This window comes from Acidobacteriota bacterium (assembly GCA_016208495.1).
In the GTDB taxonomy this organism is placed as follows: Bacteria; Acidobacteriota; Blastocatellia; order Chloracidobacteriales; family Chloracidobacteriaceae; genus JACQXX01.
This window is the reverse complement of the sequence record JACQXX010000002.1, coordinates 23,112-47,821: the sequence shown is the minus strand read 5'-3', so window position 1 is coordinate 47,821 and position 24,710 is coordinate 23,112. Positions and strand designations below refer to the sequence as shown.

The window sequence follows — 24,710 nt, the reverse complement described above, 5'->3', positions numbered from 1 at the left end:
TCTCAAAGTTCAATGTGAAGGCAAGGGCCCCTGCCCTTGCAATTTTTCAAGTTGTTGGCGAAAGACAGCCAGGCTGGGATTGCTGGGGTTGAGCCCTGAAAGTTTGGCCAGTGCGGTACTGGCTTCACGGGTATTTTTCTTTTCAATATAGGCTTCAACCAGGGCTTCGAGGGCTCGTTCCTGCCCTGGGGCGGCTTTGAGCGAACGATTGGCAGCCGCAATCGCAACATCATATTTCTTTTGTTTATTGTATGTGACAGCGAGTTCAGCATTGGCTTCCGGGTCATTCGGAGTCACTTTTAAGGCTTTGGTCAGATATTTTTCGGCTTCGTCATATTTCTCAAGCGCGGCGTTGGTGGTCCCCAATCCTAACAGAACATCCACACTATCGGGCCGCAGGACCTGGGCACGGGTTAAAAAGACCAGAGCCTGGTCAAACTGATTGGCTTGATAACACACCGCCGCCGCCTTCATCTGGAGAATATAATCACCAAGATTGGTGTTGGCTTCAATGGTCGCTTTTTCTAGCTCCTGATTGACGACCGGTGCGGTTCCTTGTGGTCTAGGCGGCGCAATTTCCCCTTCGACGGGTGGATGATTGGCTGGGAGCTGCTGCCCGGCGGTTGGAGAAAGCGGCGGAGCTGGTTTTGACGCGGGAGTTACTGATTCGGATGACTGGGTCGAGGGGGCAGGTGCCAATGATTTGGTAAAGGTCACTCCCAAACCAAACCCAATAAATACTCCAATAAGTAAGATGCCTAAGGTGTTTTTGGTCACGTGAGCCTACAAACAAGGAAGGCAGAAAGCGTCGGATTTTCCAAGCTTTCTGCCTTGTGTGAGGGGTTAATAAATGAATACCATTTTGCAATCGCCATTCCGCGTTCGTTCAGAGTCAAAGGATTGAGAGAGTTTCGCCTACTTGACTGCTGACGACTGACTACAAACTGGTTTTGAAATACCTATTTCTTATGGCATTCGGCACACTTGGTGAAAGCCTGGGCTTTGGGTTTATCTTTCCGGGCCTTGTGGCAATCAATACAGCCAGCCAGCCGGTCAGGGGAGCCCGTTCCATGAAATGCGTCCTCAGATGAAATCGCGGTTTTGCCTTTAAACTTGCGATCTTCGTTGGTGCCTTCAGTTTCGCATTCGGTTTCTTCGTCTTTATGACATACCGCACACTTCATCACATCTTCTTCAACAGCTTTGGTGAGTTTGTTGGTGTTGGTGTGATGGCAGGTGACGCAGGTATCAAGCGCCGCATGCTGATCGTGGTCAAAATCTACTTTGCCTTTATCGCCGGCATACATGGTGACTCCGGCGTCTTCATCATCTAAAACCATTTTGCCGGGCATCGTCCGGCTCTGCATTTTTTTATCTTGTGCTGCTGGTTCAACCGAATTTACCGCGACCATGGCAACTGATCCCGAAGCATGGGCAAAAAGCTTCGAGTTCAGGTAACTGCTACCGGTAATCAGGGTGACTCCCAACAGAAACACAAGTGTTACTGCAAGTTTCATAACTTGATCCTTTCCTTCAGGTGGTTCGTCAGCTTTTATTGAATTAAGTATCGAGGGAACCGTGTGATGGGCAGGGTCAACAATACGTTGTATTTGCCGCGAATGCAAGATTTTGAGTCTCTTTCAACGCTGTACCATCACTTGAAGGCCATTGCCTGCTGAGTGCTCCCAGCTAAGTCTTGTTTTGAGTGACACCGCTCACAACTGTTAAAATCTTCATCCCCAAAGGCCCGTTTTCCATTATGACAGCTAAAGCACCCTTGCCCGGCAACCGATTTTTTCGCAAGGTGGGCTTGAGCTTTGGGTTGGGGAACAGCCGCCGTGTTATAGGTGCTGTTGATATTGTGGCACTCAGCACATTTCATCCCCTTGACCTCGTGGTCGCGGTGCGAAAATTTGTACCGGTAGGCAGGGCTTGAAATTTTGGTCAACAGCAACTGAGCACCTGGAGGAGGAGGTTGTGGAGGAGCGGCCTTCGGGTCAATCAGCGTCGGGTGACAGGCCGCACAATTGCCGGGACCAAGGGCACCAGGCTGGACCGTGTGGGCACCAGGAGTCACCTTGCCACCCTGTTCGGTGTGACAGACATAACATTCAGGATGCCCCGGAAAAGCAACTCCGACTCCGCTTTTGACCAGCCCAACCAGCGTGGCGTCAAATTTTCGATTTGGGTAGCCTGGAAATCCCGTTGTGACTCCTTTGTCCTGGCTTGGGTGGCAAAACGCGCAGGCTACTTTCTCATTCGGTTTGTCCGGGAACGAATAATTCACGTGATTCTGATGCTGCTGCACATCAAAGAACGTGTTGTAGCTCTTACGCGGCGGGAACGAAACCAGTGGCGCATCAATCGTGTCCAGGTTTTGATGGCAAATGGTGCACATTCCAATGGAACTGGCATCAACCGAATTGAATTCTTTGAGGTGACAGGTCAGGCAGGCGCTGTGGCCGGGAAATTCGGGAACGGTGATATTTTTTTCACGCTGGTGACACGATTCGCACGAAACCATTTCGCCATTCGGGTCAGGAGTGCCATCCGGTTTTGGTCGTCGCGCGTGGCTTTTGTGGGTGAATTTCGAAATATCAGTTCCCTGTTTGAGGGTCACCGGAATAATGGCTGGAACACCGGGAGAGATGCCAATGGAAGGCGGCGCTGGAGACTTGCCCGTTTCTTTTGGAATTTCAGGCCGCTTGCTGCACGCCGTGACCACAATTGCCAGGGCGGCAACCGAGAATAAAAGCAAAACACCTGTTTTCAGCCGATCCTTCAAAACGGGGTCCGGGGTCCGGGGTCCGGGGTCCGGGGTTGATTGCTTGCGGTTTGTAAGTAACGACATTGGATTGAACCTGGAATTCGGCCACATATGGATGGATCCCGTTCCTGTTTTTTCTGGTTAAGCAACAGTTTGTGGAAAAGCAGCAGGGGTTCCCAGACGCCTATTCAGTTTTCTTCGGGGGATTGAGTTGCTTTTTGTGATAGTTGATGTCTTTGTCAATGATTTCCTGGGCATGGCACTGGTCACAATCACTCACTCCAAAAATATTCCCAAATTTGTTTGATCGTGACAGCCAACCCACAATCAGAGGCTTTTTCTTTAAAGAATGACATCCACCACACGATTGCGGATATTTTGAAACCAGGAAATCTGAGTATTCAGTGATGTCTTTATAGATTTGTTTGTCTGGGGCTTTCTTTTCATCCCGAGCTTTTAATTTGGGAAAGTCAGCACTGAATTTTACCCGGGCTACGGCATCACTGATTTCGCCGTGACAGTGAACACAAGTGAGAACGTCTTGAGTACCAGGAATTTGCTGGAGGATGGCGTGGTCGGAATCATGTCGGAACAGCAGGGCTCCAGATTCGCCTTTGGCGTTGGCAATTTGAAATTGCATCAGATGGGCCGCCGCATATGGTTTTTTCTCAACTTTAGGATGACACCCGGCACAGTTTGCGGCATAGGGTTCGCTCTGGGCAGATTCGTATCGTTTCTCGACTTTTTCACTATGACAGACAAAACAGGAACGATGATCAGGTCGGGCAGCAAAAACTCCAGCGGTTTCAACACTATGGCAGGCCGCACAGGCAAAGGTGGAATCAGCCGCCACCGTGGCAACCGTGGTTCGCATTGGATTTGCGCCACCCGTTGGCAAGCCAATTACCGAAGCCACCTGAACGTTGGACGGAGATTGATTTTGCACCAGCTTGACATATTTCTTGTGCTTGCTATGTGGAAATTCAATGTCGAATTCTGATTGCCCAGCCTCATTCGGAAAATTCCGAACCGGCAAGCCGCGTTGAAATCCAAATTTGGTATGGCAGATCAAACACATGGCCTGTTTGGCGCCAGCCCCAACGAATTGAGGTTTGTGGCAGTCAATACAGGCACTGTGTTTGACCATTTTCGTTTTCGCCCTGGCTTTGGCTCCATCTGGAGTCTCGCAGGGAAATTCACCAAATCCAGCTTGTAATTTGTCGGAATCATCCACCAGATGGCAGTAATTGCAATCCAGCTTCATCGTTCCGGCACTGGTTAATTTGCGAACGTCGCCATCATGGTCGGCATGATTGAACTTGCCGTAATCAACCGGACCTTTGGCAACGGGTTTGGCAGGGGCAGAGGCTGACTTTGAATCCCCAGCTTTTTCCTGGTCGGCTTCCCAGACCGGCACCGATGACACCTCTCGGTGAACCGAAGCCAGGGTAGGGGGTCCTGCCATCTGAGTGGCAATCACCCTGGTCAAGAAAATTCCAGAAACCATCAAGGAAAAAACAAGGAGAGCGATCAAACGACGCGAGTTCTGCACAACCACCTCTTTTCGGCAACGACTGTTTAGAGTTCCGCCTTCGGGCGGCTCCATCCTAAAATACTCAGTATCAACGTTTTCCAAGACACTGCCGCCCGTTGGCGGAACTCTGAACTTTTCCTGAAAAGTACGAGCGCTACTCGTTTTTCCGGCGCCTCAGGAACGGCCACGGCAGCAGGACCAGAGCCAATCCGAAGAGCGCTTTCGAAGCATCCAGGGTAAAGAGTGCCTGGATACGGTTGAGTAATCCCACGGTTGGAGGTTCAGCATTGATTGGTGGGCCTGGGGGTTCGTTGGTTACCCGTGGCCGCATGATCGTCCGCATTTCCTCCAGGTTAAATGGACGTGCCCCACGACGACCAAAGACCACAAGCTGATTTCCGCTTTCATCCACACCCCGGTCTCGATCCAATCCCTTTGAAATGGCCAGGGCATGGCCTTTCATTGGATAGGTGGCAATCAGTTCCGGCATTGGCCGTGGGCTAAAGCCCAGGAAGTTCGGGTTGGTTTCAGGTGACATGATTTGCAGCACCCGCATTCCGTTCTTTCCATCGGCAATGTAAGCAAAAGCGCTGGCATTCGTCATGCCGACCTTCACGTCGTGCGCATCGTTGATTTCACCGTTGGCGTTGTAGGTTTGGTCAAGTTTTGGTTGGGTTGGTTTTTCAATGTCAACAATCACCAGACCTTCTTCACCAGCCGCGATATAGGCATAGGTGCGTGCCACATAGATTCCGTGAGCGTGTTTGATCGGGACTTCGGCGTCTTTGACCAGCTTGGCCCGTTCGGGTCGAGTGACGTCAATGACTTTCATCCCTTCTTCGTCAGTGACGAAGGCATATCGGAACTGAACCGCAATGCTTTTTGGCTCGTGAAAGCCTTCGACAATCGTCTTCAGTTCAGGCTTGAGCGGATTTGAAATATCAATCACCGCCACGCCTTTGTCACACAGGAGGTACACCCAGTTGCCAGCCACCGTCAGGTTTTCGGCGCCGCTGAGCTTGCCATCCGGATTAAATCCTGGTTGACGTTTCAGGAAATTATTGGCCGGGTCACCATCGAGCAAGGTGGCCACACCCGGACCATGTTTTCCGTCCAGGCCATCACCAATCACGACCAGTCCTTCTTCTTTATCTGAAGCATAGAGGAAGGCATAGACGAGACTGATAGGTTGTTCTTCATTTTCAGGCAGGTGCTCGCGGGTTGGGTCAACCCCAAGCGTGGTCGGAGAAGCAATCGCTGTGGCGTGTTTGGTTTTGACATAGAACTTCTGCCCTAATGGCGAGACCGGCGCCGATGTAATCCGTTCCGAGAAGTCCTTATCATCAATGTTGGCGATATCATACACATGGATGCCCTTTTCACCTTCAGCCGCATAGAGGTATTCACCTCGCATTTGCAGACTGACGACGTGGCCGTGGTGTTCATAGGCTTCGGTGAGTTCACGTTTGTTGTCAACGTGTTTTTTGTACTCTTCTGGATAGGCCAGCTTATGCAGCGTGCTTCCAATCACGGCCTGTGGCTCATCACGTTCCGTGGCAACCACAGCTTCAAAGCCATGTTCACCAGCGGCCACATAAATGAAGCGACCCATGAAGTTGACATAGTTGGTACCCAACAACAGCAACTGAGCCATGATCGCGTTATTGTCATTGTCCTTCGAGATATGACAATCGGTACACTGCTTGGTTTCACCCTTTCCACGCACGGTGTGTGGAACGTGGGTGTTCATTGCCTGTCCGGAATATCCTTCAGACGAAATGGTTTGCTGTTGCGAATAGAGCCAGTTACGGTTCGCGTTCTTTGAACCTACGATGACGGCACTTGATGACCGAACTGGGGCAATTAACCCGCCGGTATCACGACCCGATTCGATGGCGCCAGTGGCAGTCCCGCCGACCCCAAGCATGTACACATCGTCGCGCAATACCTGATAGTTATAGTTGGTCCAGTTCCGAGTTTCGGGTCCGCCTTCGTTATGGGCCATATTACGTTTCTGGTTGGCCACCATCGGAAGGTGACAGCCAAAACAACTGGTCATCCACGACGAGTGACAGGCGTAACAGGTCATCCGATTATCATTATGGGCCAGTTCGAAGTCCGGATTGTTGGCCAACACGGTTTGTTTCTTGTCTGGATCCCACTTGTAGGTTGGCGCCTGGTTTGGTACGGCTCCCCACGAACGGCCATCTTTCTGCATGGTTTTGGCCAGACGGGATTTTTCGCTGTAGTGCGGACTGTTTGGATCAATGGTGTCAACGGTTTGCACCACTTCCCACTCTTTTTCCGGATCAAGGGCGGAATGCTGGAAGATCTTGCCATCCCGGAGTTCCAAGACGGGTTGTTTCTTGCTCTTTCCTTTGACCCAGACTTTGTATTTGGAAAGCTTGTTCCCGCCAGCAAACCCAGTAGTCACTGTGTTTTTACCGTCTGAAAGAGCTTTCTTATAGATTGATCCGTGGCAATCAATACAGGAAATTTCAATCGCGGCCCGTGGCTCACCATAGAGCTTCCCGTTGCCGTGTCCATCTTGCGAGAAGTGACAGTCAACACAATGCATTCCGGCATCAAGGTGGATATCCTTCAAATGGACCGGAACCCCTGGTCGAACAGGTTTATTTTCCTGCCAGGCTTTGTATTCCGCTTCCGTGTAGGGTTGTGTGGCCTGATGCATGGCTTCGCCGGTCACATTCTCAACTTTATTTCCCTGGGCATCGAGGAAATGGCCTTTGCGATCCTGTTTGAAAATTGCCCGGAACATCCAGCCATGGCCGTGGAAATCGGCAAACTGGGTCCGTTTGAGCTGTTTATTGAAATCCGGCGAGCCGGTTTGATTCAAAAATTCAGTATCCGTCCCCCATTTGCCTTTCTGGGCTGACCCTTCGGGGTTGCGGATGCGAATATTTTCCAATTCCTCATTGCTGAGTTTGGCGCTCTTTTCCGGATACATCTTGTCGCCATCGGTTTCATTGTCCCACCACATAAACCCGGCATAGGTGGTCACCAGGTTTGTGCCAGGGTGCATATGGCAGACCAGACACTGGCTGGTGGGAATGGCACTGGTCAACTGGTGCTTAATCGGGTGACCCGGTTCGTTTTTGGGAATCGTCGGATCAGCCGTAAAGGATTTGCCTTCGTGCCCGTACTTCGCAAATTGAGCCGAGTGGGCTTCAAATCGGTCGTTGGCATAGGGGGTGTGACACGAAGTACACCCGCTGGACCGATAGTCACCCGGTTGATCGTTGGTGCCAAGGAATGACAGCAATGGATCCAACAATCGGGTCTTTTGCAAACCGAGGAAGACCGGGTCAGTCCGCAGGACCGTCCCAAATCCACGTGGACTCAACTTCACTTGCGGCAAGCCAGGGAGTTCTTCCGGAAGCGGGTTCCCCACTTCGGCCACTTTCTTCCCGCCACGTTCAAACACACGCAGGATGTTTCCAGGTTGGGAAACTTCCCAGCGCAACAACGGGTTCAAGAACGGAATCACGCCTTTGTATTTGGTTTCCTCTGGCGTGGGTTTCGGGTGGGTTTCCAATCGAATTGGCGACCCATCAATGTTGTAGGCTTCCCCAAACTGGGAGTTTTTGACCCGATAGGCCCCATTGTTATAGAGCGCCGCGCCCCAGAGCATGCCGCCGTGGGTCATCATGCTGGTGCGGACAAACTTCACTTCTTCGGCATGGCATTCGCCACATGACACATCAGCCACGCGTAAATCGCCAGGGTTGATGAAGCGGATAAATTTCGGGTCTTCCTGATTTAACAGTTCATATGATCGGACCGGATTGGCCGAGCTGAGTTTATTGGTCCGGGCATCCTGCCATTTCTTGGGGTATTTCGGTTGTACGTGGGCTTCGTTTTTGGCTTTTTCATAGCCGGCGGCACCCATTTGCTCACCGGCTGGGGCTTTGACTTCGCCCTTCCCACCGTGGCAGTACACACATGAAATGACTGGATCTTCCTGACCTTTAATATTGACGTGGGATGGTTCAACCCCCTGGTGACAGCTTTTACATCCTGAATCATCCGCATCCTGCGCGTATCGGTCGCCGGCTTTGGTGCTCTTTGGCGCATCTTTTGAAGGCGCCGGTGCAGATGAAGGCGTCGCTGTCTCGGGGTCGGTTGCAAATTCGGTCTCGTTTGCGGGTTGGGTCGAGGTGGTGGAAGCGGCCTGGGTCCGGGCGCCGTTCCATCGGACGCCAAACACGACCAGAGCCAGCCCAAGGACCAGACCACAACTCAATAACTTGATCCAAGAGAGTTTCCCGAGTGAACGCATGTGTCTTTCCCTCTCTTCTTGATTATGAAAGCGATCAGTTCACAAGTGCTTGTTCAATAACGTCAGTCCAGAAGCGGATTAGAACGTCACAACAACCTTAGAGAAAAGCGCAAACAGTGTTTTTTGGCCCTGGCCGCAATTCACACCAGGTTCACATTTTGAGGTATAAATGTCAGTAAATCCGCTCAGTGGGGTAAACACTGAAATGCCGGACTTGAAGATGATGTTTTCGCTGAGCAATGGCCGGTAAATCAACGCGGCGCCGTAGTCAAACCCGATGTTGTGCCGGACTTTCGGCTGAAAGAGTAATTCTTTCAAGACCTGGGTCCGATGGAAGCGCATATAGTTGAAATTCACTTCCAGTCGGGCTCGCGGGGTCAACTCAGCTTCATAGGCACCATTGACGACAATGATCCCAGGATTCACATAGTTGGACTGTCCCTGAAGTTTGCTGCTCCGCAACGAGGGAATGAGGCTGTTTTGCGTCGTCAAGGCTACCCCGGTCTGGGTCAGGCGGATTTCCTGGCTGTTCCAGAAACTGGTTTCGCCACCGGCAAAAAACTGATTGTCCAGGATTGAGTCAAACCCGTTGGCTCGACCATCTTTGATCCCGTTGTCCCCAGAGGTAAAAAACCCGGAGACTTTAAATCGTTGCCAGTCACGGTCCATTGACAGTTCAAGAGCGCCGAGCTGGGCATTGATGCGCTCGTACCGCTGAGTAATCGGGTTGCGGCTATCTTGCCCAAACACCTGATAAAAGGCGTGATTGATGTTGATTCGACGGAAGTGCCCGTCCCCAGTCCATCCAATGTACCCGGCTTTGATGCTATGGGGCGTCACATTTCCAACTTGCTGGGGACGAACCAGGAAGTTGTTGGTGTCATATCGGATGGAGGGCTGATCATCGTTATAGTGGATGCTCAACTGAGCGGTATAACCCTTTTTAATAAAATCCTGCCGGTACAGATTGGCAATCCAGACCCGTTGACTGCGGAAGTCAAACGTGTTCAGTCCACTATTGGTATCCTTTTCCAGCATGTGGAAATAGGCCACGTTGTATTGATATTTGTTGTCTTGATGATTTCCAAAGAGGCGAACGCCCAGGTTGTTGTCAAAGAAAATCAACCCACGAAAATCACTGTTGAATTGTTGAATCCCCGCCCGCAGCGAAGTCGTGTCAAAATATGGGCTGTGTCCACCACGACTTCCCTTGCCCCGCAAAAACGGAAAGACGCGAGAGGTGTCACCCAGCCGGACTTCAACAAATCCTTCCTGCAGACCAACGTGTCCATCAAGACGGTTGGTGCCGCGTCGAACGTCTCGATTGATGATGCCATTCTCACCCGTGTTGACATAATTGATATTGAACACCGGGGTGAATCGAACCCGCCAGTCAACTGGCTTGAAGGCAGCATCACCATGGAACAACTCCGCCGAAACCAGAAAATTTTGCTGCAGAATATATTGGCCGCCACGGCCAAAAAACTCTTCGCTATCAGGTTTGTTGGTACTGACATCACTTGGAACCGGCAGCCGACGGACGATGTTGGCCGTGATGCTTTCCATGGTGAGCACAAAAAAGTTGTACTGACCAAAAATCGGATAATCCCCCTTCAGCACATTTTGCCGATAGGGGTTGGATAAGCTTCCTTTCACGGTACGGTTCCACTCCGGAAACCCTATCCGCCAGCGGTCTTCCACTGGAGGTCCAGGATCCCCTTCGTTTTGGGTACTTTTTGGCTTGACGCTGGAACGACCAGCCGCGCCAGGTACATTTTTGGGTGGGTTTTGCAGGTCAACTTGCGGATCCTCGCCAGTGGCGGAATCTGGTGAGTTGGCTGCGGCTTCGGGGGCACTCAGGGTGCTTTGCGCCACATTCTGTGCCGAGACAATTCCCGACATCACGCATATCAGACAGGTGGCAAAGAGGAGAACCAGCAAACGGTGCAGGCCACTGTTCATAATCGCCGCTCCTTGTAAGGTTGTCGTTGCGCCAACACCATCAACTTCCAGTCATGGTCAATTCCTCGGTTTGGCTGGAACCGGGGTCAGGCAACGTCAGGGCTCAAATAGGGGGGTGGTGCTTTGAAGATATTTCAACGACAGTGCTTGCGCTTTCAGAAAATTCCTCACTGGTCAAAAACAAAAGCCTTCAGCCCAAAGAAGATCCGAGGGTTGAAACCTTCGCACAAGTGGTCGTGACTTGTTTGGATTCAAAAAGATCAGGTTAGAAAACTTTCAAGTGAATAGTGATGCGAAAGTGGCTTTTTGAAAGGAATTAAAGCCTCTGATTGATGAACACCGCATCACGCCAGTTTGGGGTGGAGCGTTCAAACCGGCAGGAGAAAGATGTTGTTTGATCGCTGTTGAGTGGATGGGTAGCTGGATTCCGTGCGCCAATAATAGTCTTGAATTTTTCATGAAGTCAAATTTTGGTCTGTATTTTTTTTAAGATTTTGGTATTCTCAACTCGCTTGTCTCGCAGTTTTCACTGAACTCCTCATTTTCTAACTGATCGTTTCACCGCCGTTTTGGCCTAACCGTGATTGTTGATTCAAGATTCAGGTTTTTGCACCACCGTATTGTTGTGATTGTCTTTCGAGGGTAATGGGTCATACATCGTCTGGATTCCCGCTTAACGTGCAGACCCAATCGTGGTGAGCAGCCCTTCATTCTAAGGGTCGTTCGACTGCATCCTGAACAGTAACTGACTTGAAACCCAGTGCCACCCAGGTAAAGGGAGGGCTGTGTCCTCTTTTTGAATACCTGCTTGCCGAGGTGACTTGTGTCTCGGCAAAAGCGGCTGGGGCTCACGTACAATTTCGTAAGGAAGGCATGATCTCCATGAAAACCTCCAGATCTCGATTCATTCCTCTTGTGTTCACCTTGCTGATGGTAGCTTCATCGCTATCACTCCCTTTAGGCCCAATTTCTGGGACGGCAGCCTCCAGTCTATCGCCAGCACCAGCCCCCCAGTATCCAACCATTGGGTTGAATAAGGTTATGTGTCCCAATCCGGACGCAAAGGCATTGGCCGTCTCGGACGTAAACCGGATAATTCAACAGGCAGTGACGCGAGCCATGAACCTGGGCGTGAAAGCCACCATTGCCATCACTGATCGAGAAGTCAACGTCCTGGCTGTGTACCGCATGAAAGGTGCCAACCGGTTTGGCCGAATTGAAGGCGGTACCACACCCGGCCCGCTTGAACTCCCCTCAGTTCCAAATATTCAAACTGAATTCATGGCCATTTCCAAAGCTGGCACTGGATCAGTCTTTCAAACGACCGGCAATGCGTTCACCCCACGATCAGCTAGTTTCATCATTCAAGAAAACATTCCACCAGGGGTGAACTTTTCCCCAGGCGGCCCACTGTTTGGGGTTCAATTTTCCAACTTGTTTTTGATCAGCGACGTCAACCCGCGCCTTCCACTGGGCATTTCAGGTGACCCAGGTGGAGTTCCACTGTTTATGGGCGACATCCCGGTTGGCGGCATTGGTGTCGAAGTTGAGGGCGCCTATGGGGTTGACAAAGTCCCAGACGACAACGACCAATCAGTTGAAGAAATCATTGCTCGGGCCGGTGCCCGTGGGTATGAACCACCGGAACTGGTCCAGGCCGATAATATTTATGTGGATGGGGTCCGACTTCCCTACCTCAATGCTCCACCCCAGGGCGCTGAAAACCTGGTCAATCTGAGCCGGGTTGGCAAATTTCTCAACACCGCACTTAACCCGTTAGGCGGTATTCAACCTGGAATTCCCTATCTTGGTGAACGCAGCCAGTTTAAGTGCGGAACGCTACGGAATATGTCGGTCCGAATCGTGATGGATGTGCTTGATCTTGACCGGGATAATAATCGAATGGAAGAAGCCTTTCCCATCCGTGGCAATCGCGACCTTTCAGCCGACGAAGTTGAAACAATGCTGGCTCAGGCAATTGCCTCAGCTTACCGTACTCGGGGTGCGATTCGTCAACCAATTGGCAGCTTTGCTGAAGTGAATGTGGCTGTCGTTGGGGTTGATGGTGAAATTTTGGGCATTCGAGCCACACCTGACGCCCCAATTTTTGGACTCGATGTGAGTTGCCAGAAAGCCCGATCTTCACTGCTGTTTAGCCGCCCGGATGCGGCCCAGCTTCTGCGACGTGCCGGAGCCGGCAACTATGTGGATGCACTGGCCAACGAAGGCATTCGTCTTGATGGCTCGGTCGCGTTCAGTGACCGGGGAATTGGGTTCCTGCATCGTCCATTCTTCCCGGACGGCATTACAGGTTCAGAAAATGCCCCGTTGAGTTCTTCAATCCGAAACTTTTCTCCGTTTAACGTCGGCCTCCAACTCGACGTCCTGGCGCCATCCATCATTGACATTTTGAACGTCAAAGCACCACGCCCATTGCTTTCGAATATCCGCAATGGCCTCCAGATTTTTGCTGGGGGATTGGCCCTCTACAAAGGCGGGAAATTAGTCGGTGGGATTGGCATCAGCGGTGACGGAATTGACCAGGACGATATTATCTGCGCCAATGGGGCAAAAGGGTTTGAAGCCCCAGCCGAAATGCGTTGTGACCGTGTCTTTGTGCGTGGGGTACGCCTGCCCTATCAGAAGTTCCCACGTCACCCAGAACTGCCCTAGTTTGTGACAAAATGACAAAATGACAAGGTGACTGGGTGACAAGGTGACCATTTGACAAAGTGACAGAGTCACCTTGTCAAATGGTCACCTTGTCACTTTGTCATCTTTAAAGCGAGGGGATATTGAGTTTCGGCGCGGTCGGGTTCGATTTCGGGTCGCCTGGATATTCAATTCGCTCTAAAAACAACCCTGAAGCCGGTGCTGTATGGGCGGCGATTTCCGGTGACCCACGCCGCAGCAATTCCGGAATGAGATCTGGACTCACCTCTCCCTGCCCTACCTCAACCAGAGTGCCAACGATGCGTCGCACCATTTTCCACAGAAAATGAGAAGCTCCAATTCGGACATAGACCATGCCCTGGCCAGTTTCGATGGTCAGCCGGTGGATATCAACTCGGGTTGATTCAGATTTCCTGGGATTTCCAAGAATGCTGGGATCCGGTTGACTGAAGTGGACAAAGTCATGGAGCCCGACAAAATGTTCAGCGGCTTTGCGCATTTGTCTGAGATCCAGGTTCTCTTTGATCCACCAGACATATTTTTTGCCAAAAGCCGTGCGTTGCGTTGCCAACTGGTACAGATAATATCGGGCCAGGGCATCGTGGCGGGCATGAAATGTCGGTGGGGCAATTTCCACGCGGACGAGATTGATATCCGCTGGCAGCAAATTATTGATTGACCGCTGTAACTCAACTGGATTATGACGTTTGGAGGTTCGCAGGTGGGCAACCTGCCCCAAAGCATGAACACCGGCGTCAGTTCGCCCAGCGCCACCAAAATCCACCTTCTCATTGCATACTTCACAGGCAATGGCTCGTAACTCCCCAGCGACAGTTCGAGCATTGGCCTGTTCCTGCCATCCGTGATAACGAGTCCCATCATATTCAATTAAAAGCCGGTAGGTAAAATTCAAATTTGCCATAGTGCATCCAGTGATTTTCAGGAATGGGACGCTCAGAATTTGTGTAGATCAGTGGACGATTCTGATGTACGAATCAGCAGGGACCATCCAGGGGTTAAGCGTCAAAATTGAGGTATCGAGGGAAAACAGCCAGTATAGCGGAGCCAGGTGCGGTGTTGGCAACCAGAGTTGGATGATTTTGGTTCTTGGCGAATAAGAGATTTCTTGCTAACGTAAGCGCTCGCTGCAAAGGTCATCTCTTGATTCCCGTTATTCCCGTTGCAATCTTCCATCATCGGTGTGCTCTGATTTGAACGATGAGGGTTTCCCTGGTCAATTCGTGTGGCACAGCCCTGACCAGTTCCCCGTTGAGGATCAGTTTCGGGCAGCGAGCGGCTGTCCCCCGTCATATTTCTATTTATCTTTCTTGTGAAGGAGTTGCCCATGACAGAATCACGTCCTTTGACGATTCTCTGCCTGGCTAGTTATGAAAAAGGACAGGAATTTATGCGGGAATGCAAGCGGCAGGGGTGCCGTACCTTTCTCGTCACTTCAGAAAGCATTGCCGATGCTGACTGGCCGAGGGAAAGCCTCGACGACATATTTCTGATTCCAGATGACAACAAAAAATGGAAACGGGATGACGTGATCAAAGGAATCAGTTATCTGGCTCGGACGCAAACCATTGACCGAATCGTCGCACTTGATGACTTTGATGTTGAAACCGCCGCCGCCCTGCGTGAACACCTCCGCATTCCGGGCATGGGCGATACAACTGCCCGCTATTTCCGCGACAAACTGGCCATGCGGGTCAAAGCCAGAGATTCAGGGATACCGGTGCCTGAATTTGTTCACGCCCTGAATTATGACCAGATTCGGGAATATATGGAGCGGGTACCTCCCCCCTGGGTGCTCAAACCACGGTTTGAAGCATCCGCCGTCGGAATCAAGAAGATTGAGCATGCTCATGAAATCTGGCCGATTCTGGATTCACTCGGAGATAAACAATCTTTTTATGTGCTGGAACGGTTTGTGCCTGGGGATGTTTTCCATGTTGACAGCATCATCACCAACAAAAAGGTCCTCTTTTCAATTGCCAGTCGGTATGGCACACCACCCATGGCGGTGGCCCATGGCGGCGGGGTCTTTACGACTCGAACCATGATGCGCGGAGATGCTGACGAACAGGCGTTGCTGGCCAAAAATCGGGAAGTGATGGCGGCACTGGGTCTGGTGCATGGCGTTTCGCATACTGAATTCATCAAAGGTGCCGCAGACGGGCAATTTTACTTTCTTGAAACAGCATCACGGGTTGGCGGTGCCAATATCGTGGAGTTAATTGAAGCCGCCACCGGAATGAACTTGTGGGCAGAATGGGCGAAACTGGAAATCAGTGACGACAAAACCCCATACAAGCTTCCCAAATTGAAAAAGAACCATGCCGGACTTCTGGTTTCCCTCGCCCGTCAGGAATACCCGGATTATTTGGCTTATAAGGACCCAGAGATCGTCTGGACGCTCCACAAAAAACATCACGCTGGCCTGATTGTGTCGTCTCCCGATTATCACCGGATTGATGAGTTGCTAGCAGATTATGCTGAACGATTTGCACGTGACTTTACGGCCTTTCAGCCATCACCCGAACGGCCAACCGGCTAATACAACAGCGAAGGTTTGGATTGAGTCGTGCTTGTAGCTCGATTCCTGGGCTACAAGCCGCCATCTGCTTCGCAAGGTGAAGGTCCAAATCTTGCCTGGAGTAATAAGAATATTTTGTCTTGATCAGGTTGAATGCGTTGAGGAGGTAAGAGGTGCAGGTGTGACTATTCATCAGGAAAAAGTACTGGTTGTTGATGATGATCCCAATTTCCGCCTCATCGTGCGTAAGGTACTGACCAAGGCTGGATTTACGGTGACTCAGGCAGATGATGGGCAAAAAGGGCTGGACGCAGCCGAGCATGACCAACCTGGAGTGATTCTGCTTGATTGGATGATGCCTGTCCTGGATGGCCCCTCAGTCTGTCGTCGCCTTCGGGAAAATCCTGAATTTCAGAATCTCCAAATCATTATGGTTTCGGCCAAAGGTGAACTCGACGACAAGGTATCTGGCCTTGATTCAGGCGCCGATGATTATCTGGTCAAACCCTGTGAACCGAAAGAACTACTGGCACGCGTTCGAAGTGCCATGCGCATTTATGAATTAAAGCGGCAACTGGCCGACAAAGCCAACCGGGAAGCCCTGCTGCGTCGAATCGCTGACCGAATTCGCAGTTCGCTCAATATTGAAGAAATCCTGCGTTCCACCGTGGAGGAAATCCGGGTTGTGGCTCGGGCTGACCGGGCGGTGATTTTTGAACTCGACGCCGTCATGCACCAAATGTTGATCCGAACCGAGGCAATCGGATCCGGAGTTTCCGCCAGCCGTCAGCTTATCCTTGAAGGTGCCGCGGCTCAGTTTTTTCAATCCGTTTTAGATCACAATCAATCAAATCAGATTTCTGATATCCAAACAGCTACCGGAATTGACGCCCTGAGCCCCTGGATTGAACAGACCCAGGTGCAATCCATCGTGGCCGTACCAATTCTGTTGAGCGAGAAAAGACAGACGACGACTTCGTATGGATTGGCGCTCCACCAGTGCACCAAACCGAGGACCTGGTCAGAAGAGGAAATTACCTTTTTAGAGTCAATGGCCACGCAAACCGGCATTGCCCTCCAACATGCTCGCCTCTTTGCCCAGGCTCAACAACAGGCTCGCCGTGAGTCACTGCTCAATCGAACCACGGAACGAATCACCCGCTCCCTTGACCTGGACCAGGTCTTTCAGGCGACAGTTGATGAGTTACGTGACATTCTGAATGCCAGCCGATGTGTCATTTTTGAAATTGATGAACCTGGGGAATTTCTTGTGACGCGATGTGAGTCAGTCAAAGAAGCAACTTTGAGTGTCAAGTCCTATCAGATCCCACTTCGGAATGCTCCAATTGGCCGCAATGTTTTGGCCAAGGGTGAAACCATCTCCATTGCGGACTTAGAGCCCCTGGCCAATCCACCGCTACTCAACCGGGACCAGGATAAATACCTGACTGTGGTCAACCAGCAGGTGTTGCAGGAACTGATGCCCAAAGCCCTGTTTGCAACACCTCTGCACGCCCGTGGCAAAGTGGTGGCAGGGTTGGCGATCCATCAGTGTGATCGCCCACGTCCCTGGGAACCTGAAGAAGTGGAATTTATTGTTGCGATTGCCAATCAGACCGGACTTGCAATTGAACGAGCCCAACTCTTTCAAGAAATTCAGGACCGCAACCATCAGCTCTCGGAAACAGTCGGTAAACTTGAGGAACTGGCCCGCCAACGCGAAGAATTCACCGCCGTCCTGGTCCATGATATTCGATCACCGCTTTCAGTTGTGCTGGGGGTTTTGGAACTGTTGGAATTTCGTGCTCAAGACCTTGGTATTCTGGACGAAAATCTGACCCAACTTTGTGTAGACGGCTTTACGACGGTGAATAATATCGTCTCCCTGGTCAATGAAATCCTGGATTTTTCAAAGGCCGAAGCTGGTGGACTGCAACTTGAACTCACGTTGACCAACCCAATTGAAGTGGTTCAATCCGCCGTCCATCAGTTGGATTTGCTTGCCACCCAAAAGCAGATCACCATCAAGATCAATCATGAATCAAATTTGCCGATGCTGTCGGTGGATGCCCCCAAAATCAATCGCGCGCTGGTGAATTTACTTAGCAATGCCGTCAAATTTACGCCGGTCACTGGCGAGATCACGATTACGACTCGACTGATTGATGGCAGGGACTTAGAGGAAGGAAAACAATTTGTGGCGATCAGCGTGATTGACAACGGCCCCGGAATTCCAGCCAAAGATCTGCCCTACCTCTTCAACCCATATTACCAGGCCCGGCAACGCACCCGACACCTGGGAACGGGTCTTGGTTTGGCAATTGTACAGCGCATTCTGGCTGCTCATGGCGGCAAGGTCTCAGTTCAGAGTACTGAAGGATTGGGAACGGCTTTTACCATCAGCTTGCCTGTCCTGGTCTTTGATGAGGCGCCAGATTGACCGATGTTCACGACTTTGGAAAACATCGGTCCAGAGTCTGTTCCCTACAAATGACTTAACTAAAGGTATTTCCTTTAAACGTGGTGGCACAATCCCCGGTGTAGCGCTTAAAGGCCCTGGAAAAGTAGTCGCTGTCGCTAAATCCAACACTATAAGCAACTTCTTTAATACTGGTGTTTCCGGCGGCCAGCATTTGCTTGGCGGCTTCCAGGCGTGTTTGCTGTAAAAGCTGACGGAAGCGCATTCCCGCGTGTTTATTCAAAATGCGTGATAGCTGACCGGCTGAAAGCCCAAGTTTATCAGCGACCCGATGCAAATTCAGTGAGGGGTCAGTGTAATGCATTGAAATAACCCGGACAGCTTTTTCCACCAGAGAAGCTTCTGGGGGTCGCTTCATATCTGGACTGGCCGGGAATGGAAAAATTGGACATATGGATTCAGCCGCCTGCCAGACGATTTTTGGGGAATTCGAACTGAGCATGATATCAGCAATGACCTGGTCCCGAACTTCGAGGCCAGATTCCCCAGCGCCGACTCCAGGAGAGAGCCGTAAAAAAATGAGCGCCGCCTGTGGGTTGACCCGCCGCAGTTCACCAATGACTCGTCGTCGGATTGGATAAACCGTCACGCCAACAATAATCACCTGATATTCCACCAGGTCATTTAATCGTTGTTCGGCAGCTTCCAGGGTCAGTTCCAAATCGAGCGGAACCTGATGGATCGCCAGGTGGGTGGCTTCGTGTTTACACCCGTCAATGAATGCAACACGAAGTCCATGATTTTGTTTTTGCCAGAAATCAATAGGTGTGGGCACAGTATCCCTCCAAACCCTTGAAAAGTTTCGAGTATTGAATCTGAAGCTTCAAGTGCCTGTTAATGTCGAGGATTGTGAAGTGAAATTAACGATTGGAATGATAACGCGGTAACTGGACTAAGCCTAAACTGGAAAAGACAAGAAAGCAAATGGATTTATACCGCAACCCCGAAATTTATGTGAAGAACTGGTGCTTCGTTTATCCTGTATCGCTTAAACTCTCAGGACTTGAGGGGAATAAACCGCAGTTAACACCGCACCGATCATTCCTGGTAAGCACGGAACATCCCGCTTTTATGGGCTTTCTTTTGCTGCTCGTAGTCTAAAAACTCACGAATCAACCGCTCCCCAGTTTCATCCGCATAGGTTTTGAGAATTTCGCGGCCTGGTGTTTGGTGAGACCCTGCGTTCAAACTCGCTTTGCTCAGCGCATCTTCGACCTCAAACTGGACCTGAGGTGTTTCCACCGTGCTGCCGGTCAAGGCGATTGAGAGATGAAAGGTCCCGGCAAAAATCATTCCTGGAGCTAAATTGGAAACCATTGGCGACTTGTTGACCTGGGAATTTAACCCATACATCAGCAGAAGCGCCTCATTGGTAAACCTGGAGCCAATAACGACCGGATAAATCATGGCCGGAGTTCCCCGATCTTTCATTTCTTCCTCAAATGACGTGATCAATGAACTCTCTGTAGTGCCAGTGGCTCGATTTTGGTCCTGAATAGCTCCCAACCGTAATTGGAGCGAGTTCATCAACTGCAACCTCAACAGTGCACTGACCTGGAGGATTCGGATGACTTCCGGAATTCCGATTTCTCCTTTGGTTACATGAATCAACAGCGAGCTATTTTTATGATCCGCAGCCAGTATGCCCAAACACCCATAAGGCTGACCCAGTTCAAGCGATTGTTCAATGATTCGAAACTGCGGAATTTGTCCTGATACTGACACGGGCGCCCGATACAAGCTTCCAGCCAACCGCAACAAAACAGTCTGGAGGTTTTTACACACCAGATCCTGGATATCGCGGTCAGTAATTTCGATCCGAATCTCCATGAGGTCCTCACTCTCAATAAGTTCAATTTCCGCAGATCATTGGCCCTGAAAAGAGCCAACCGCCAGTCCAGCAACTGGCGGTCTTATTTTCTATTTATTTCTTTTTAGCGTCTTTAGCGGCGTCTGGTTTGGCGGCATCTTTCACCGAAACCAGTTCGACATCAAAAAGCAGTGGTGAATCAGGAGGAATCACCGGCGGGCGACCGGTAGCACCATACGCCAGATCAGCCGGGATGGTGAGCTTTCGCTTTCCACCAACTTTCATTCCAGCGATTCCTTTATTCCAGCCCTCGATGATGCCTGATGTTCCAAGGGTAAACGTGAGCGGTTTGCCTCCATCCCGTGAACTGTCAAATTTGGTTCCATTGAGCAAAGTGCCGGTGTAGTGGACCGAAACCTCTTGACCGAGTTTGGCAACCGCCCCCTTCCCAACGGCGACATCTTCAATTTTGAGTTCCTTGACAGTTGGAGTCGGCGTGGAGGGTTCTGGCTCTTTAGTGGCCGGCAGTGAAACAATTTCATTTTTCGGAGGTGTGGCTGGCTGGGCAGGTTGCGTGGTCGAGGCGGTTGAGGCGGGAGCTGGAGCCGGCTTCGTTCCAGAAGTCAAATACAGGCCCACCAACACCACGACAATCAGACCAACAACACCCAAAATCATCCAATTGGGTCCACCTGACTGCGATTGAGCACCATTTCGACTACTGGAGCCTGAAACACCGCCACCACCGCCACTCAATGAATCTTCACTCTGACGGGTTGGTGAAGGCTTGATGGCGCGCGAGGCGGCGGATTTACGTTTGCGTTCAACATTTCGATGACGACTGCTTGGCATAATTGGCAAATACTCCTCAAGGCAAAAATCAATCTCGTGGCACTCAGAGCGCTAACTCCCTGAGTACTCAACGTTTCTTGGATTTGGTGATGAATTTGGAAGACAGCGGTACGGTCTTTGGCTTTCGGCTGAAAAACAAAGTGTACTATATTTCACATCCCTTTCAGCTTTTCAACTGCTGAATACTCTGAATTTTCAATCATCATTCTATTCTCACTCCTGTTTTTCAGTTTTTGGGACGTGATCTCTCTTCACTGTATATTTTATGACTTCACGAATTGGTATTCTGGGAGGCGGACAACTGGCCCGGATGACGGCTTATGCTGCGTTTCGACTTGGGTTTCAGGTGGGAATTCTCGAACGCGAAGAAGAAAGTCCGGCGTCGTTTCTGACTCCAAACTCCTGGGTTGGAAGCTGGAACGACCAGCAATTGCTGGACGAACTGGCCACATATGCCGATGTGGTTACGCTTGAAAACGAATTTGTTGATGGCGAAGCGTTAACCTACCTCGAATCATGCGGCGTTCATCTCTACCCATCCGCCCGAACCCTTGCCACCATCCAGGACAAATTTCTTCAGAAAACCGCCCTCAAACGAGCCGGTCTTCCCGTCCCCAGATTTGCGGCGGTTGAATCACCACCGGAAATCCTGGACTGTGCCAGATCTTTTGGCTGGCCATTGATGCTCAAAGCCCGCCGGAATGGCTATGATGGCTATGGAAACGAACTGCTTCGCACCCCAGAAGATGTCATTCCAGCCTTTGAAAAATTGGCCAGGCGGAGCGGTCTGCTGATGGTTGAAGAATTTGTTCCCTTTACCAAAGAGCTGGCCATTATGGTGGCTCGATCTTCCCATGGAGACGAAACCGCCTACCCGGTGGTTGAAACCATCCAGCATGCGCATATGTGTCATACCGTGCTGGCCCCAGCCGCCATCAGCGAAAATTCAATTCGTCGGGCATCAGAGCTTGGAAAACGGATCATGACCAGTCTGGATGCGGTTGGGATTTTTGGAATCGAACTCTTTTTAATGACCGATGGCGATCTGATGATCAATGAAATTGCCCCACGCCCCCATAATTCAGGTCACTTTTCAATCGAGGGGTGTTTTACCTCGCAATTTGAGAATCACGTTCGCTCTATCGTCGGGCTCCCGCTTGGATCAACTCAAATGGTTGCTCCGGCAGCAGTTATGGTAAATGTTCTTGGTACAAATGAGGGGCCGGCTCAACCAAAGGGTCTCACTGAAGCACTGTCAATTCCTGGGGCACACGTGCATCTGTATGGGAAAAAGATGTCACGACCAGGACGCAAAATGGGGCACGTTACCGCCACTGGCCAAACAGTTGCCGAAGCTCGGGAAATTGCCCTTCGGGCCGCCCGATTGATCATGATTTAGGGCTCGCTCCGGTCCAATAAACCGCAAGTCGGCTTTCAACATACCTGGTGAGGGGAAGTCCGGGTTCGGGGGCATGAGCGCCAGAATAAGGGAACAGCGCCCGATCTGGACAAGGGGACAAGGAGAGCGGGAGACAGGGAGAAAAAACAAATGGTCGCCTTCCCCCGCTCTCAATCGGGGTTTATTCAACCTTATACACCCCATGAATTGTCTCCGTGTCTCCCCATCTCCTTGTTTCAAACAGACTCACCTTTCCTTATCCTGGCGCTTATGGAGTTCGGGGGTAAAAACCAGAAAACTTATGCTTTCTCTAACCTGTTGACTCAAGACATTTTGATGGTGTTAGAGTATACTCTGAAAGCTAGAATAAAATGCAGTACTGATCGTTCCTTGCTCTCCATCACTCAATCACAGGGGGAATCCGATTATGGAAACAAAAGAAAAATCATTTCCATTGGTGGGAATAATCATGGGTAGTGACTCAGATTTGCCAACCATGAAGGAAGCCGTGGCGGTATGTGAAGAATTTGAGGTCCCGTATGAGGTGCGCATTGTCTCAGCCCATCGCACGCCTCGCGATATGGTTTTGTATGCTGAATCGGCACACATCCGCGGACTGCAAGTTATCATTGCCGGTGCCGGCGGGGCCGCTCATTTACCAGGAATGGTCGCTTCATTAACACCGCTGCCGGTAATCGGTGTTCCCATTCATAGTCGGTCGCTCAATGGGCTTGATTCCCTTTTATCCATTGTCCAAATGCCCTCAGGCGTCCCCGTGGCCACAGTTGCCATTGGAGCCGGGCGCAATGCGGGGATTTTAGCCATTCAAATGGTGGCGATGACCAACAAGGAACTTCAACAGGAAATACTCGATTTTAAAGCTAAGATGGCTGAAATCTCTCGAAGTAAAAACCATACGCTGCCACATTGAGAGGGTGACAAGGTGACAGGGTGACAAGGTGACAGGGTGACAAAATCACAGGTTATCACCTTGTCACCCTGTCAGATTGTCAAGTGGTCACCTTGTCACCCTGTCACCTTGTCACCCTCTCAATTGGTCACCTTGTCACCTTGTCACCTTGTCACTTTGCCAGCCGTCCAATTAATTCAAACATTGGCATATACAACGCAAAGACCAAAAACCCGACCAGCCCACCAAGCAGAAACAACGACAATGGTTCAATGAGTTTGACGAGGCGATCACGGGTTTGATCAGCATTGTACTTGAGGGTATCAGCGTATTTCTCCAACACCTCCAATCGCCCTGTCTCTTCAAAGGTTTTCATTTCATTAAAGAAACTTGAAGCCGGTGAAAATATTGGATGTTCGGTCGCAAAAGCCACGGCCAGTGAGTGGGTTCGGCCAGAAGTAAAATGGTCACCGCCTTTTCGTGCGGCTTCCCGCAGTTCAGAATTAATCAGGGCATCTGCCGCCAGTTCAGCACTCTCGGTTAACAATCCACCAGCACTTACCAACATAGTGAAGGTTGTCAGAAAGTTGAAGGCATCAACTTGAGCAACCAGTGTCCCAATCACAGGCGTTGCAAGCATTGCCCGATGTTCAAATTCCTTGACCTGCGGGATATTTTTATGCCCAAACCAGGCGCCAAACAGGAGTGCCCCGCCTCCAATCACCAGGATTGGCCAGTATCCAACAATCAGATTTGAGGTCGAAATCACAAGTTGGGTCGCCCAATGGAATTGAGCCTCACCCAATAACCCTTCATAAATGTTGGAAAAACCGGGAACAATGACCACCATAAACAACACAATGACCACGAGCGCCACAACCAGCACCAAAGCTGGATAAATCATGGCATTGATCAGAGTGTCGCGCATGTTTTTGCGATCAATCAGGTTTTTCACATACCGGCGCAGGACCGGACCATAATCACCTGTTTTTTCAGCCGCGTTTAACACTGCCACCAGATAGGGGTCAAAGACACCTGGGAAGTGTTGGGCTGCTGGTGCAAAAGCAACTCCAAGTTCAAGCATCAGGTAGGCCAGTTCTCGCACCAGTTGCTCTCGCCCCTGGCTTGGTTTCCCACTTAACAGAAAAGCTCGTGAATCAGGCTTTGTTTTCTGGAGAAGGTCATAGAGTTCAACTTCACTCAGTAAAAACCCAGGAATACCTTTTCCAGAATCAACCGAGGCTGCCAACCGGGTAAAAAACGAGAGTTTTTCATCAATACTCAGGGTAATAGCTCGTCGGTCAGCCAGTCGGTCGGCAGTCGTTGAAGCAACAGCCGTTGTTGCTGGAGTAGCAGCGCTTGATTTCTGAGGTGTCATACATCATCCTTGATTTTTCATTCACCTGACTGTTGGGTTTATTTTGCAGGACAAGTCTGTTTTCAAGCTTTCACTGACCTCATCAAGAACGGGACCTGATCCCAATC

16 protein-coding genes are annotated in these 24,710 nt (G+C 50.7%); 5 read left to right on the top strand and 11 right to left on the bottom strand.

All coding sequences use genetic code 11. The features are described 5' to 3' along the window. Positions 1-9 precede the first annotated feature (9 nt). From HY774_00250 to HY774_00225, 6 genes are all read right to left on the bottom strand, one after another. Positions 10-777: a tetratricopeptide repeat protein gene (locus HY774_00250; protein MBI4746889.1), complete on the bottom strand. Its 768-nt coding sequence runs from the start codon at positions 775-777 to the stop codon at positions 10-12. 182 nt (positions 778-959) lie between these two features. Further along, positions 960-1,517: a cytochrome c3 family protein gene (locus HY774_00245; protein MBI4746888.1), complete on the bottom strand. Its 558-nt coding sequence runs from the start codon at positions 1,515-1,517 to the stop codon at positions 960-962. Positions 1,518-1,654: 137 nt separating this feature from the next. Further along, complete coding sequence (locus HY774_00240; GenBank protein ID MBI4746887.1) at positions 1,655-2,851, bottom strand: hypothetical protein; 1,197 nt, start codon at positions 2,849-2,851, stop codon at positions 1,655-1,657. Between the two features lie 100 nt (positions 2,852-2,951). Next, on the bottom strand, positions 2,952-4,232 hold the full coding sequence (locus HY774_00235; GenBank protein ID MBI4746886.1) for a hypothetical protein: 1,281 nt from the start codon (positions 4,230-4,232) through the stop codon (positions 2,952-2,954). A gap of 223 nt (positions 4,233-4,455) precedes the next feature. Continuing rightward, positions 4,456-8,601 carry a hypothetical protein gene (locus HY774_00230; protein MBI4746885.1) on the bottom strand — a complete coding sequence of 1,382 codons (4,146 nt, stop codon included), beginning with the start codon at positions 8,599-8,601 and terminating at the stop codon, positions 4,456-4,458. Between the two features lie 78 nt (positions 8,602-8,679). After that, entirely contained in the window at positions 8,680-10,563 is a 1,884-nt protein-coding gene (locus tag HY774_00225; protein MBI4746884.1) for a hypothetical protein, read from the bottom strand. 1,041 nt (positions 10,564-11,604) lie between these two features. On the opposite strand from HY774_00225, the gene HY774_00220 reads away from it, so the two are divergent. Beyond that, positions 11,605-13,236: a heme-binding protein gene (locus tag HY774_00220; protein ID MBI4746883.1), complete on the top strand. Its 1,632-nt coding sequence runs from the start codon at positions 11,605-11,607 to the stop codon at positions 13,234-13,236. Between the two features lie 106 nt (positions 13,237-13,342). On the opposite strand, the gene truA is transcribed toward HY774_00220, so the two are convergent. Beyond that, positions 13,343-14,158, bottom strand: a complete 816-nt coding sequence (gene truA / locus HY774_00215) for a tRNA pseudouridine(38-40) synthase TruA (protein MBI4746882.1) — start codon at positions 14,156-14,158, stop codon at positions 13,343-13,345. 423 nt (positions 14,159-14,581) lie between these two features. On the opposite strand from truA, the gene HY774_00210 reads away from it, so the two are divergent. Together HY774_00210 and HY774_00205 are read left to right on the top strand one after the other, a co-directional pair. Beyond that, a complete protein-coding gene (locus tag HY774_00210) occupies positions 14,582-15,796 on the top strand; it encodes an ATPase (protein ID MBI4746881.1) in 1,215 nt (404 codons plus the stop codon). A gap of 160 nt (positions 15,797-15,956) precedes the next feature. Beyond that, positions 15,957-18,215 (top strand): response regulator, encoded by a 2,259-nt coding sequence (locus HY774_00205; GenBank protein MBI4746880.1) that lies wholly within the window; start codon positions 15,957-15,959, stop codon positions 18,213-18,215. 55 nt (positions 18,216-18,270) lie between these two features. On the opposite strand, the gene HY774_00200 is transcribed toward HY774_00205, so the two are convergent. From HY774_00200 to HY774_00190, 3 genes are all read right to left on the bottom strand, one after another. After that, complete coding sequence (locus HY774_00200) at positions 18,271-19,029, bottom strand: helix-turn-helix transcriptional regulator (GenBank protein ID MBI4746879.1); 759 nt, start codon at positions 19,027-19,029, stop codon at positions 18,271-18,273. 263 nt (positions 19,030-19,292) lie between these two features. Further along, positions 19,293-20,084 (bottom strand): hypothetical protein, encoded by a 792-nt coding sequence (locus tag HY774_00195; GenBank protein ID MBI4746878.1) that lies wholly within the window; start codon positions 20,082-20,084, stop codon positions 19,293-19,295. A gap of 94 nt (positions 20,085-20,178) precedes the next feature. Continuing rightward, on the bottom strand, positions 20,179-20,742 hold the full coding sequence (locus tag HY774_00190; protein MBI4746877.1) for an FKBP-type peptidyl-prolyl cis-trans isomerase: 564 nt from the start codon (positions 20,740-20,742) through the stop codon (positions 20,179-20,181). Positions 20,743-21,181: 439 nt separating this feature from the next. Here HY774_00190 and HY774_00185 point away from each other — a divergent pair, with 439 nt between their 5' ends. Further along, entirely contained in the window at positions 21,182-22,315 is a 1,134-nt protein-coding gene (locus HY774_00185) for a 5-(carboxyamino)imidazole ribonucleotide synthase (protein ID MBI4746876.1), read from the top strand. Positions 22,316-22,742: 427 nt separating this feature from the next. Then, positions 22,743-23,246, top strand: coding sequence for a 5-(carboxyamino)imidazole ribonucleotide mutase (purE, locus tag HY774_00180; GenBank protein MBI4746875.1), 504 nt, complete (start codon positions 22,743-22,745; stop codon positions 23,244-23,246). 151 nt (positions 23,247-23,397) lie between these two features. On the opposite strand, the gene HY774_00175 is transcribed toward purE, so the two are convergent. Then, positions 23,398-24,603: a type II secretion system F family protein gene (locus tag HY774_00175; protein ID MBI4746874.1), complete on the bottom strand. Its 1,206-nt coding sequence runs from the start codon at positions 24,601-24,603 to the stop codon at positions 23,398-23,400. Positions 24,604-24,710 lie beyond the last annotated feature (107 nt).